A 12,931-nucleotide genomic window follows, 5' to 3' on the forward strand; every position below is an offset into this window, starting at 1 on the left:
TCAATCCACGCGATACCATCGTTGAGGCGGTCGAATTCTGCCATAGACACTCAGAACTCGTCCGCCTCATCCTCTAACTTAACGCGACCAACAGAACGTGCCGAACACCTATCTCAAAAGAGTGTTACGTACACAGACGGTAGAAAAATGTGTAATGAGCGACCAGGTTATTGACCTACTGAGGAAAGCGTATTCTGACGAGATAGAAACGGTCATGAACTACCAGACGAACGCAATTGTGCTTGATGGAGTTCGCGCAGAGGAGATCAAAGAGAGTCTCCAACAGGATATACAAGAAGAACTGACCCACGCTGAGCAACTCGGTCAGCGTCTCAAGCAACTCAATGCTCGCCCGCCAGCGTCCAGTGAGTTTACCGCTCGACAAGATTCTCTTCAGCCGCCAGAAGATTCGACAGATGTACTTGCTGTAATCAATGGTGTCCTTGACGCCGAAGAAGATGCAATCGACACCTACAGTGATCTGATAGACGCCGCTGAAGCCGCTAATGATCCGGTAACCGAAGACCTTGCTGTGACGATTCTCGGCGATGAAGAGGCGCACAGGACCGAGTTCCATGGGTTCAAAAAAGAATACCAGACAGACGGATAACATAGAACCAAGGCGATAGAACTGTCTTGGCCCTGACCGACTGTTTTCATTACTGCTGTAGCAAGCAGTGGTATCTCTCCCTTACGAACCGGTCGCCTGCTGACTACAAGCTCTGTATCTTGCACGTGATTCCTATCAACTTCTGAGGATTTCAGGCCGCTACATTAAATGAGACCAGATCCACTGACTGAACCCGTCCTCATCGAGGAACAAGAAGCACTTGGATGGGATATCTGTAAATTTGCTTGGTGGCCTGTTGACTCGTGCAGCGCAGGTGGAGTGGACACCTCGGGGACGGCCGCTATCGAGAACACCGACCAGTTACCGGTCGGTACACCGCTGATCCCACAGATTCGGATAAATAGGGCGATCTACCGCGGGTAGGTACACACCAGCTACTGTCACTGGACTCGATGGCGTCACAGTCTGGTATAGTTCTCGTCTGAGTTGGAACGCGCCGGATTCTAACACATCCAGAGACAAAGAATCAAATAGTCAATCAGGGTAAAATTCATTATCATGCTCCCAGACGATCTCCCAGTTGATCACCAGAAATTGCTGACGTGGGAAACAGAATGCTGGCAGTGTGGCGAGCAAACGCCTGTGGTCTGGCCACGAGGCGACCATCTTGATACGCCTCTCGGAGATATATTAGCGAATTACGAAACCCCTGTTGAACGGGTCTACAGCAATACCCTCAGCAAGAAAGTCTGGGGGAACGTCTGTCAGCACTGTGATTCTTACCAAGGAAATCATTTCATCCAGCAAGAGGCACTAGAGATTGACCCGCCACTGGTAGACTGTCCACATTGTGGGGATGAACACGAATGGAGCCCGGACCAAGGGATGGGTGGAGCATTCGGACAGGGATGGGTCTCATGTCCAGAATATGGTGAAATACCGGTTGGTGACCCACGGGGAGAGTGATGAATCCCTTAGCTCCATACAGGACCAGATCAGTAGTATTTCAAAACTCGAATGAGTAAATTGCGACATGTACGATCTCACTGGCTTTCAGCGCGATCTGTTGTACGTAGTTGCCGGACTTGATGACCCCCACGGACTCGCGATCAAAGACGAGCTGGAGGACTACTACGAAAAGGAAATCCATCATGGTCGGCTCTATCCCAACCTCGACACGCTCGTTGAGAAGGGACTCATCGAAAAGAGTCAGCGCGACCGACGGACCAACGAGTACAGCACTACTCGTCGGGGCACTAGAGAGATCGAAGCTCGGACTGAATGGGAAGCCGGGTATATTGACCACGACGGGTAATCGAACCGCTGCGTTCGAGGACTGTTTGACTCTAGTACTCATTTTCCTCAAAAGCCGAACCTACAAAATCGGGGACTGCGTGTGCGCTCGCCCAGACCGCCGCCAGCGGGAGGTCTTCACGCTGGGTGTCCGCGAACTCCTCGTCGGCGGCCGGATTGAGCGTCATCTCACGGTCGCCGAGCGACACGTCGAGCGGCAGACCGTATACGCCGTCAGTAAGGTCCCAGACCGGAATTACAACCGGAAGGGGGTTGAAACACGAGGCACCGGCGAGAGGTTCCAGTTCTCTCGAGCGCCGGAAGAGGGGAGGCGATGTGATATTCAGTTGCCCCCGGTAGCCTGTGTGTTTGACGGAGCGAGTATCGTCTGAAAGCTGTCGGTCTTACTGCCCAGTCAGAAGGCTCTTTACTAACTGGTTAGTAAGTAAAGGTAGATAATGGAATCGGAGACCAAATCCGAGATCATCGACGCGACCAACCGAGTGCTCTGCGAACACGGGTACGCGGGACTGACGATCAAAAAAATCGCGGACGAGTCGTCGATGACCACAGCAGCGATCCACTATCACTTCGACACGAAAGCGGAGTTGCTGAACGCGTATCTTGACGATCTGGTTGAGCAGTTCAAATCGAATATCACATCCGAGGCGACCGATCCGCGGGACCGCCTCACAGCGCTTCTCGACACGGTATTCACGTCGTCGAACCCGGACGCCGACGGCTTCCCCGTGGCGATCATGGAGTTGAAATCACAGGCTCCCTTCCAGGAGGTCTTCCGAGAACGGTTTCTCGACCTCGACAACATGATGCGTGGGGTCATCACGGATATCGTCGCGGACGGCATCGATGAGGGTCATTTCAACGAGATCGACCCGAACGAAGTCGCCAGGCTCGTCACAACGATGATAAATGGCGCGCACGCTCGGAAGGTGGCGCTCGGCGAACCGCTCGACGAGACCCGTCGTGTCGTCGAACACACGTTAGCACTACAGCTCGGCTGGCACCCCGGATCCGAGGTGGTCGCGTGAGCTTCTTCAAAGGCCAGGAAGAACTCAACCTGACGGAGGGTGGCATCGTCAAGCCGCTGTTGTTTCTCTCGTTGCCGATCGTCGTCACGAACCTGATGCAGACCGCCTACAACTTGGCGGACACGTTCTGGCTTGGTCAGTACTCAACGGAGGCACTCGCGGCAATCAGCTTCGCGTTCCCGATGGTGTTCCTGCTCATCTCGCTCGGGATGGGGCTCTCGGTCGCCGGGAGCGTGCTTGTCGCTCAACACACCGGCGCCAACGAGACCGACAAGGCCGAGTACGCGGCCTCTCAGACCGTTTCGTTCGCGTTCATCGCCTCAGCCATCCTCGGCGCAGTCGGCTATCCATTCGTCCGACAGTTCCTGGCGTTCCTCGGTGCCTCGCCAGAGGTCCTTCCGGGGGCCACCGCCTACATGCAGGTGGTCGCGCTGGGCCTGCCGTTCATGTTCGGCTTTTTTGTGTTTATTTCACTGATGCGCGGCGCGGGCGACACCATCACCCCGATGCTCGTGATGTTCGGAACGGTTGTCATCAACGTGGTTCTCGACCCGTTCCTGATCAACGGCTGGACGGTGGGCCCGGTGGCGTTCCCCGAGCTTGGTATTCAAGGGGCGGCCATCGCCACCGTCTTTTCACGAGGGCTAGCGATGGTCGTCGGGCTTGGAATCATGTTGAGGGGAACGCGCGGTATCCAGATCAACCTCGCCGACATGTGGCCCGACCTCCAGTACCTCCGGAAAATCCTACGTATCGGCGTTCCAGCGTCGATCGAGGGAACCGGCCGTGCGCTCTCGATCAACGCCCTGCTAATCGTGGTGGGGCTGTTCTCGACGTCCGTCGTTGCGGCGTTCGGAATCGGGACGCGCGTGTTCTCCGTCATCTTCCTCCCCGCGATCGCCGTCGCGCGCGGTGTTGAGACGATGACCGGCCAGAACGTCGGAGCGGGCAAGTACGACCGAGCTCAAGAGGCGAACTACGTCGCGGCGAAAGGACTGTTCGGCGTCCTCGGCGTCGCCGGAGTGGCGATTTTCTTCGTCCCGACGCCAATCGTCTCGGTCTTCACAAACGACCCGGCCGTCCTCGACGTGGGCGCGCAGTTCCTGCGGTACGTCGCGTTATCGTTCGGATTCATTGGGGTCCAGCGGGCGTTCACGGGCGGCTTCCGCGGCGCCGGCAAGACGCTGATCGCCGCCGCGATCTCGATTACTGCGCTGGCCGTCATCCGACTCCCGCTCGCGTACGTGGCCTCACAGGGGGTACTCCCGACGGACTTGTGGTTCCTCGGACAGCCAGATGTCCGCGGAATCTGGATCGCCTTCTTCGCCTCGAACGTCGTTGGGGCGGTCGTCGCATGGCTGTGGTTCCGCCGCGGCACGTGGCGTGAAGGAGACGTTCGTGGGACGTCGAGTTCTAGTGGGCCCGAACAAGACGACGTAGACGCAACGATCGGGGACGATTGACTGTAATCGCGGATACCAACTGAACGGTGTTTTCCACAGTTGGGGGGTTTCTGTACGGTTCACAGTAGTGGATCGAGGTAGTGATCGGGCGTAGTGACGCGAGAGGAGACACGGTTCGTGGAAGACGAAAAGCCGTACTGGATGGTTTTGTTGAAATACTTGTTCGCTGACAGGGTCGGGTAAGGCTAGAGCATGAGGCGTTCGGTTTCAGGGTGCTTATGACCGAAATCGAACGTCCCAGCGAGAGTTTCGCTTACATCGACTTGTCGTTTGTACAGCGAGATGAAACGCCACGCTGGGCGATTGAAGAGGGAATCCGCTGTCACTTGAGTGGTATGTCACTTCGAGGGGTGAATGATGTTCAGCGACCAACTGTCTCAGGCAGAAATGTATCTGAAGAATAGGATTTTAACGGATGCGGAGGCTGTGAATTAATCGTACTCATGATCAGTACCTCACAAAGCATCCTCGGCTAGCTGTTTCTGAAGCCTGAGTTCCACGGCGGAGCGGTTGTGCTGGTGGCCTTGACGAGAAGATCGTTGACGAACCGACGGAGAGCTGTCGCTGTCGGCGGCGGCTGTCGCCGACGCGACAGCGTTGCCACTCCTGGCGAAGGCTAGCCCGGTCGGAGATTAGCGAGTAAACCGATCGTCTGGTGGTCGGTTTGCGGGGACGGCCTGACGCATCGCAAGGGCCATCCACGCTGCCCGCTGAATCATGTTGATGAACTCCTTGAACGACCACTTCCAGAGGCGACGCCCCCCACGGCGGGGCGTCGCTGGTATTAGACACACCTTCAGCAAGCAGACGTCTCAACTAACCGGCTTTGTGATATACTGATGTTCACATCAATTGTATACACGCTACACGGATAAGATAGTATTGCCTTATATTGGAAATCATGTAATTTTCTTTTCGTTCAAATACCCGAATTTGTATTTTAGATTCGTTTGTAGCATCTAGTATAGTTCTTATTCCACAATATTAAAACCCATTCAGCGCGTCACACAAGTGTGGTTCATAGCGAAGAAACACAGCCGTTCGACATAGAGGTGGGGCCCCTACAAGCGGTGGTGGCCGCACTCTTTTCACAGGTGATCATTAACTGGATTAATCCCACGGTGGATGCGTGACTCGCAACCTTCTATCGAGAGTGAACGCGGATTCACCACGGATTATAGCTTCCCTACTGGTCCTGTTGACGTTACTAGGCGCTGTAGGAGGGGTCACAGCAGTGCCAGACGCTCGGATTGGTATCGATGAGGTCGATGTCAGTTCAAGTGAGCCGGTAGTCGATGAGCGAACGTTATTGAATGTAACTGTCTCAAACTCTGGTGGAAGTCCAGCAGCCGCCAATATAACGAGCGTTCGGCTATATAAGGCGGATGAGGACGACAACCCACGTGACGAGGCTACCCTGGTCGGAGGACTCTCTCCGGGTGACACAACTGACGTCGCTCTGTGGACAGAGTTCGACGAGCCGGGAGAACACCGACTTACTGTCGAGGTCGTTGCGGATCAAGAAGCGACAGGTGGCGAGGATAACGGCGGGACCGTCACAGTAACGCGCGACGTGATTGTTGATGTTCAGCCGGTAGAGGTTGCGCTTGACCTCCGCACCCGCGCGCTAGCACCGGAAGACCTCGAGAGCGACGATGACGATCAAAATGCTGGTGGAATAAATGTCGGTGGTGTCGGAGATCTTCTCGGTGGTGGCGGCGGCGGCCTCCAAGCCGGTGGGAACGACGAGTCTGACTCTGAGTCCGTCGAGTCGGTTGACTCTCCGGTAGCGGTGACGGTCGTTAACACCGGGACCACGACCGCAGACCGCGTGAGCCTGACTGCCGTTGGCACATCAGTCAGAGGGGATGGGGGAGAAAATGCCGCGAGTGACGATGCTGATCCAACAGCTAAAGTCGGCCCCTTCGTTGTCGAGAACCTCGCACCCGGTGAGGAGCGGCAGGTAATCATCGATCTTGGCCCGCTTGACGAGCGTTCGGATGTGACGGTTACCGCGGCGTTCCGTGCTGATACCGACGTGCGAAACGAACGCGGTGCTGACCGAACCGCAGAGTCGATAGTGACGTATCCAACGCGTGAAGGTAGTCCGAGCGTTACCGACGCGACCGTCCGGACGACTGATGATGGGCAGGTAACTGTTGATGCCAATCTCGGTAATGCGGGTACTGGTGAATTGAACGGAGTTGTCGTTTCGGTTGCTGGGACAGATGGGGTTGAACCGACCCCAGCCGGGCAAAAGTACTTCATTGGAACCGTCAACGCAGGCGATTTCGTCGCTTTTGACCTTCAAACTGTGGCGAATGCCTCTGTAGCGGATGAGGTTCCGATCCAGATCGAGTACACCGAGCGTGGTGTCCGCTACACCGAGACCACAACAGTAGCGCTTCCAGAGCCAGATGACGAGAGTGGGTCAGAATCTGGTACTGTTGGCACGCTTGGAGTAATCAGTATTGTCGGAGTTGTTGGCGGCACTGGGGTCGCAATTGCCGGGAGCGTAGTCCGTCGCCGCGATGTATAGCGTCGAGCTCAGGGGTGCGACCAAGCGGTACCCAAGCGGAGGGACGGAAGCGGTGGTCGCGCTCGACGACGTGGACTTCGCGGTTGAGCCTGGAGAGTTCGTTGCTGTTGTCGGCCCCAGTGGTTCCGGGAAATCAACGTTGCTCAACGTACTCGGCCTCCTCGACGACCCGACTGAGGGGTGGCGTCTGCTGAACGGCACCGATGTGACTGAACTCTCCGTCGCCGAGCGCACCACAGCCCGCAAGGGATCGATCGGATTCGTCTTTCAGGACTTCCACCTCCTGCCAGCGCTGACCGCGGTCGAGAACGTTGCGCTACCAACCGCCTTCGATCCGGGCGACGCGAGCGACCGTGCTGTGGACCTGCTTAGACGGTTTGGGCTCGGTGACCGGCTTGACCACGAGCCATCAGAACTGTCTGGTGGACAGAAACAACGGGTCGCTATCGCTCGGTCGCTGATAAATGACCCGGCAGTGTTACTCGCTGACGAGCCAACGGGAAACCTCGACACGGACACCGGCGAGTCAATTCTCGCTGAGTTCGGGCGGGTGAAAGAGGAGGGTGTTGCTGTCATCGCGGTCACACACGATCCGCTAGTCGAGGAGTACGCGGACCGAGTCGTTGAGCTCACCGACGGGGTGCTGGTAGGCGAGGATGTCGATGAGGCGACCTCAGTAGACGATACCCTAGGAGACCGGGACAGCGAGTCGCCGCTCGCACCGGGAGAACAATGAGCAAGAGTACTTCCAGCGGAACCGACACTGAAGCCGGAGCTACCAGTTGGCTCCGGGGCTGGCGACCCGCTGTTGGAATGGCCGGCCGGAATCTCCGCCGGAACCGCGTACGGACGGTACTAGCGGTGCTTGGCGTTTGTATCGGCGTGCTGGCAGTAGCCGCGCTAGGGATATTCGGAAATGTGCTCGCGCTCGGCGCCAACGACGCTATCGGTGATATTGGCACACAAGTAGTCGTGTCGCCAAACTCGGACACCGGAGTAGAGTCACTTTCGACGACTGATGTAGCGGAGATCCGACGTGCCGTTGACGACCCGGCGGTCGGCGATCCGGCTGTGGTTCCATTGTATTCGGACAACGGGATTGTTGCGGGCGCAAGCTCACAGACCTTTGCGACAATCTATGGCGTTGAGGAACCAGACCTCGCGTTTGAAGCCGCTGAGGGGGAGCTCCCGGACCGTCATCGGCAGGGCGCAATCATCGGTGCGGGTGTTGCTACAGATCTCAATATTGGGACAGGCGATACTGTGGAGATCGTAGGGTCACAGGTGCGCGTCGTTGCCGTGCTCGCTGAGACACAGACATTCAGCCCGGTTGCACCCGATGACGCCGTCTTTCTCCCAGAGTCGGCGTTCGCCGCTGACGGCTACGCGCAAGCGCTTATTATCTCAGAATCCGGCGAGACGGCGCAGGCCGCTGCGGACGCGATCCGCAGAGAGGTGAACGCTCGTGAAGATCGAGTCGACCTATTCGAATTAGCAGCAATCGTGGATGAGATTAATGGCTTCTTTGACCTATTGAGTACGTTCCTGCTCGGGCTCGGCGCTATCTCGCTCGTGGTCGCCGGCGTCTCGATCCTCAATGTAATGCTGATGAGTACGGTCGAGCGGAGACAAGAGATTGGCGTAATGCGTGCTGTGGGTGTGACCCGCCGAGACGTGTTGCGTGTGTTGTTAGCAGAGGCTGGCCTGATTGGTGCTGCGGGCGCCGCCGCAGGGACTGTGCTGACCGTGATACTCGTCGCCGCGCTCGTAGCCGCAACCCCAGCGGTTGACGCCAGCCTGGTTATCGACCCGACTAACGGTTACTATCTCCTGTTGGCGCTAGGATTTGGAGTTGGAGTAGGAATTATCAGCGGGGCGTACCCTGCTTGGAAGGCAGCAAACGAACGCCCAGTAGAGGCGCTGCGAAGCTAAACCAGTACACACATAAAATACCAAACCGGAAACTAACCTTTTTTATCCGCACCCAGCCAGCTGGTGGATTTTCGCACCAGTTCGTAATCTGTGACAAATCGAGAAGCGTCGTAAGCGTCAAACGTGCGCTTGATGCCCACAGTCTGCGGCGCATGTACAACAAGCTCAAGATCAACTTCGACGAACGTCTCAACAAGTAGGACGGGGTAGAAGCTGCGATCACAGCAGAAGCAGTTGATCTTGACGAATTGTCGAGCAGTGGTAGTGGGCCGGCGAATTGACTCCCGAACGCTGCGGGAGTCATCCACATCAACGGATTTGATGCGAGCGTGAAGCCCTTATTCCGTTGTGTAGACGAATTCGTCGTTGAAGACACTCCGGGCGAGGACTTTCCTCGACTCCTTGCTTGGATACTATCTGTTCAACTTCGTTTTAATACCCCACCGCAGAGTTCGTTTTCGTTCCACAAACGACAAGTCAATCTACATAATACGTTCGCTGAGGCGGTCGAACTCTGGCATAGGCACTCAAGATCGTCCGCCTCATCCCTTAATTTAACACCAGGTTGAGTGGTTCATGCGTCGCGTTGCCGGAAGACAAGAGCGACAAGCGCCACAACAAGCACAATCTGAACGATCTTATCGACATACCCAACAAGGGTGAAGTTCCCCGCCTTGGCAACGTACCATAGTGGGATCTGGACGGCTGTATACGGGATCGCGGCGATAGCGAGACCATGGCGACGGACTCCCCGTGTGTACAGGAGCATTCCCCCGATGAAGCCAACACCAGCAAGAAGTACCGGCGGCGCTCCCTCTACAACACCAGCATACAGGTGTGTTGCGGCTGTGATGCCTAACAGAATAAGTACGACTTGCTCAAGTGTTGACAGCGAGTTCATCCCAGAAGTTCCCGTCGGCGCCTGTTGAGTCGGTGTGGACACAATATATTACCGTGACTCGACGGGTATTAATCTTGTGCTGTTTCCGCAAGACTACCTGACGAGTAGGACTTCAACGAATCCAGTGGCTGTGAATGACTGCTATTGGTAGTCTACACCAACTGACCGAATACGACACACCAGCCTCGCTGTCAGGAGAGGACACCCTGTTACCCAGTATCCCAATGTTCCACCTACTGGCCTGGGGCTCCCCGGTCATCGCGCCGTATCTTGGCGCAGACCTACTGATGACAGGCCAATACGACCCGGAAACAGTCGGGTCACTGGTTGAAGACGGCGAGGCAACTTGGACGAACATGGTCCCGACGATGGCACGCCAGTTGCTGGAAACAGATCACTCTCTTGACGGCCTCAAGGTGTTGACCGGTGATAGCACGATCCAGCGTGATCTGGTCTCCCAGTTCCGCGAGCACGATATCGAATTCTCGACGATTTATGGCGGGACAGACATGCTCGCCGCCTCGATATCGATTTGGAGTGACGAGGCTCGGAACGAGGGAGGGTATGAGTATCTGCGTCGGGTGACTCACCCAGTACCATTCGGCGAATTCCAACTCGTACACCAAGAGGGTATGGAAGATGATATGGGTGAAATTCAATTTCGGGCACCGTGGCTGCCCGACGGCTATTACAAACTGCCAGAGAAGACTGCAGACGCCTTCGTCGACGGTTGGTTCAACACTGCCTTGTTTTGCCGCCTAGTGACGACGGTCTGGGACGCTCTTACTGTAATATTCCGCCAGATTAACCCGGAAATGGACGCCGTCTGGCGATATGGCATCGCTCAGACGGCTTGCTTGGATGTGTCGAGATCTTGCCAAACAGCATGTTGATGATCCGGACGTACCCGCCGCGCCAGACGGCGCGGACGGGTACGCCGAGTGGGTACAGATCGCGTTGATCCTGTATCGCGTCGAACTCGAAAAGAGTCTCCGTGAGACCGAAGACTACCTCAACGAGATGCCCGGCGTCCTCGCCGTGTTTGATCTCGACGACGCACCGCACTACAGTTCGTTTTGTCGGTGGGAAAATGAGTACCGAATGCCTGAACTCCGCCGCCTGCTCCGCACTTCGGCGGAGCAGGCGGGCTGGAGTGGTGAAGCTGCAATTGACGCAAGCGGCTTTCAACGCGATCAAACCAGCTACCACTACCGCGATCGCGCAAATTACTCGTTCCACTCGATGAAGACGACGATCTTGATCGACGTGAATTCGCTAGCGATCAAGGACGTTCATTTCACGACGCAGAAGGCGTGGGACGGTCATATTGGGATGCAGGTCTTCCGCCGGAACGCGGAAGACCTGCGCGTGTTGTCTGCTGACGCGAACTACTCCTGGAGCGATCTCCGTGAGGAGTGTCGCTCCAACTCAACGCGACCACTGATCAAGCACAGAGAGCAAACACCGCTACAGAAGGCTCACAACGCCCGGATGAATGAGGATTACAACCAGCGCTGGATGAGTGAAACCGGCTTCTCGCAGTTGAAGGAAGACGACGGCGAGAAGCTACGCTCCCGGAGCTGGCACGGCCAGTTCCGGGAGCTCACGCGGAAGTGCATCATCCATAACCTAACGCAGGCGGCGAGTTAGGGCTCGCCGCCTGCTCCCCCTTCTCCGGACGTATTTGGGAGAGGCATCGCCGTCGTCACCTGATCAAGGACGTAAGATACCATAGTTTTAACCCTTTGACGACCACCGCCAGCGGCAGCTACTACATCTTCTGAGTGTAAGAACCAGTCTCTGACACCGTGAAACCGTGAGTTATCGACCCTACCCCGACGCAGTCTTGCGTTCAACAAGGCATTCAACACTGGAGACATCGGGCGACGGATGCCAGATGGTAGAATTCGGATTCTCGACCGCGTCGATGACACCATAAAGAGTGGCGGAGAGTGGATTCCATCAAGCATTCTCGAATCGATTATCGTAGACACGACAACCGTCGCCAACGCCGCTGTTCTCGGGAAACCCGACGATGAATGGGGCGAAGGGCCAGTTGCCGCTGTAACACCAGTTGACGATACATTCGAGAAAGAATCGGTATACGACCAACTAACGAAGGCAGTCGAAAAGGGACAAATCAACGACTGGTGGATTCCCGATGAGATATTCACATTAGACGAGCTCCCGTTAACCAGCACGAGCAAAATCCAAAAGGAGACCCTCCGAGAGAGGTTGGATTTGAAACACTCTTAACACCCCACCGGGACTCTCATAGCTGCCTCAACCCCCCCGCTTCGTACCCCTGTACTAACTCTCTACTAGGTACTTCCCCGGTGAGGCTCTGTTCTCGTTCGATCTCCAGCGGCATGGGGAGAGGGTGTGACTAACTGCGTAGAAGTGTGAAGTTCGAGGGACACTCATCCACAGTATCCAGGCTTTAGCGCCCATAGATCGGCTTCTTTCGCACACGGACTAGTCAAAACGACGTACTCTGTGGCACGGAATACAGGTCGGTCTCTTGTGCCCCATGTCTTGTGTTACGCTCACATGGAGTAGCAGCGTTTCCATCGAGTCAACAGAGCAAGTCAAAAAATCGAACACGGTCGATCAGGAGCTAGAAGCCTTTTAGCCGGCAAAATCGTAACTATCACGCACGCGATGGCAACCTCAGAAAACGAATCGAAAGACACGCTAACCGTGTATCAAGAGCGGTTAGACGCACTCGACGCGACACTGGCATCGAAAATGGACCGTTGGAGTGTTCCAGCGTTGCGAGCCGCTGTCGGAGCGGTGTTCATCTGGTTCGGCGCACTCAAAGTACTCGGCGTCTCGCCGGCCGGTGACCTCGTCGCCTCAACGGTGTACATTCTTCCGCCTGAGTTTTTTGTCCCGGTACTTGGCGTATGGGAGGTGATCATCGGGATCTGTCTGCTCTATCCACCGCTTACGCGTGTTGGATTGCTGCTGTTAGCACTCCAACTTCCGGGGACGTTCCTCCCGATGGTACTGCTCCCTGAAGTTGTCTATACCACGTTCCCGTACGGGTTAACGGTCGAGGGTCAGTATATTGTAAAGAATCTCGTAATCATTGCCGGCGCACTCGTTCTGGGAAGCACCGTCAGGGATGAATCTGCGTCGGCGTGAGTCAGAAAATTAACTGCTCGTGCTGAATTGCGAATT

13 protein-coding genes and 2 pseudogenes are annotated in these 12,931 nt (G+C 56.1%); 13 read left to right on the forward strand and 2 right to left on the reverse strand.

The genetic code is table 11. The features are described from left to right. Nucleotides 1-154: 154 nt before the first annotated feature. The 6 genes and pseudogenes from C468_RS17345 to C468_RS19420 form a co-directional block, all read left to right on the forward strand. Nucleotides 155-610, forward strand: coding sequence for a ferritin-like domain-containing protein (locus tag C468_RS17345; protein ID WP_008847081.1), 456 nt, complete (start codon nucleotides 155-157; stop codon nucleotides 608-610). A gap of 994 nt (nucleotides 611-1,604) precedes the next feature. Next, complete coding sequence (locus tag C468_RS01400) at nucleotides 1,605-1,886, forward strand: helix-turn-helix transcriptional regulator (RefSeq protein WP_004599500.1); 282 nt, start codon at nucleotides 1,605-1,607, stop codon at nucleotides 1,884-1,886. A 25-nt stretch (nucleotides 1,887-1,911) separates the two neighbouring features. Beyond that, a complete protein-coding gene (locus tag C468_RS17905) occupies nucleotides 1,912-2,256 on the forward strand; it encodes a hypothetical protein (RefSeq protein WP_152422847.1) in 345 nt (114 codons plus the stop codon). A 66-nt stretch (nucleotides 2,257-2,322) separates the two neighbouring features. After that, on the forward strand, nucleotides 2,323-2,913 hold the full coding sequence (locus tag C468_RS01405; protein ID WP_008847083.1) for a TetR/AcrR family transcriptional regulator: 591 nt from the start codon (nucleotides 2,323-2,325) through the stop codon (nucleotides 2,911-2,913). Then, complete coding sequence (locus C468_RS01410) at nucleotides 2,910-4,376, forward strand: MATE family efflux transporter (protein WP_008847084.1); 1,467 nt, start codon at nucleotides 2,910-2,912, stop codon at nucleotides 4,374-4,376. Before C468_RS01405 ends, C468_RS01410 begins: the two co-directional genes overlap by 4 nt. A 218-nt stretch (nucleotides 4,377-4,594) precedes the next feature. Beyond that, nucleotides 4,595-4,732 (forward strand): annotated as a pseudogene (locus tag C468_RS19420) (IS6 family transposase); the annotation flags it as partial. 276 nt (nucleotides 4,733-5,008) lie between these two features. On the opposite strand, the pseudogene C468_RS17910 reads toward C468_RS19420, so the two are convergent. After that, nucleotides 5,009-5,155, reverse strand: a pseudogene (locus C468_RS17910) (ISH3 family transposase); the annotation flags it as partial. Nucleotides 5,156-5,574: 419 nt separating this feature from the next. On the opposite strand from C468_RS17910, the gene C468_RS17360 reads away from it, so the two are divergent. Genes C468_RS17360 through C468_RS01430 form a run of 3 tightly spaced genes read left to right on the forward strand, consistent with a single transcriptional unit; the run spans nucleotide 5,575 to nucleotide 8,847 of the window. Then, nucleotides 5,575-6,915, forward strand: a complete 1,341-nt coding sequence (locus tag C468_RS17360) for a CARDB domain-containing protein (RefSeq protein ID WP_008847085.1) — start codon at nucleotides 5,575-5,577, stop codon at nucleotides 6,913-6,915. Further along, nucleotides 6,908-7,651 (forward strand): ABC transporter ATP-binding protein, encoded by a 744-nt coding sequence (locus C468_RS01425; RefSeq protein ID WP_008847086.1) that lies wholly within the window; start codon nucleotides 6,908-6,910, stop codon nucleotides 7,649-7,651. Before C468_RS17360 ends, C468_RS01425 begins: the two co-directional genes overlap by 8 nt. Further along, nucleotides 7,648-8,847, forward strand: coding sequence for an ABC transporter permease (locus tag C468_RS01430; protein WP_049911846.1), 1,200 nt, complete (start codon nucleotides 7,648-7,650; stop codon nucleotides 8,845-8,847). The genes C468_RS01425 and C468_RS01430 overlap by 4 nt, the downstream gene beginning before the upstream one ends. 574 nt (nucleotides 8,848-9,421) lie before the next feature. Here the strand turns inward: C468_RS01430 and C468_RS18930 are convergent. Continuing rightward, the gene (locus C468_RS18930) at nucleotides 9,422-9,790 is read right to left on the reverse strand and encodes a hypothetical protein (protein WP_241430964.1); all 369 of its coding nucleotides are present in this window, start codon (nucleotides 9,788-9,790) and stop codon (nucleotides 9,422-9,424) included. A 92-nt stretch (nucleotides 9,791-9,882) separates the two neighbouring features. On the opposite strand from C468_RS18930, the gene C468_RS01440 reads away from it, so the two are divergent. The 4 genes from C468_RS01440 (at nucleotide 9,883) to C468_RS01455 (ending at nucleotide 12,895) form a co-directional block, all read left to right on the forward strand. Next, nucleotides 9,883-10,641 (forward strand): AMP-binding protein, encoded by a 759-nt coding sequence (locus C468_RS01440; RefSeq protein WP_008847089.1) that lies wholly within the window; start codon nucleotides 9,883-9,885, stop codon nucleotides 10,639-10,641. Continuing rightward, on the forward strand, nucleotides 10,583-11,398 hold the full coding sequence (locus tag C468_RS01445; protein WP_080510586.1) for an IS5 family transposase: 816 nt from the start codon (nucleotides 10,583-10,585) through the stop codon (nucleotides 11,396-11,398). The genes C468_RS01440 and C468_RS01445 overlap by 59 nt, the downstream gene beginning before the upstream one ends. Nucleotides 11,399-11,638: 240 nt before the next feature. Next, nucleotides 11,639-12,004, forward strand: coding sequence for an AMP-binding enzyme (locus C468_RS01450; protein WP_008847091.1), 366 nt, complete (start codon nucleotides 11,639-11,641; stop codon nucleotides 12,002-12,004). 405 nt (nucleotides 12,005-12,409) lie between these two features. Beyond that, on the forward strand, nucleotides 12,410-12,895 hold the full coding sequence (locus C468_RS01455; RefSeq protein WP_008847092.1) for a DoxX family membrane protein: 486 nt from the start codon (nucleotides 12,410-12,412) through the stop codon (nucleotides 12,893-12,895). Nucleotides 12,896-12,931: the final 36 nt, after the last annotated feature.

The organism is Halorubrum kocurii JCM 14978 (assembly GCF_000337355.1).
Lineage (GTDB): Archaea > Halobacteriota > Halobacteria > Halobacteriales > Haloferacaceae > Halorubrum > Halorubrum kocurii.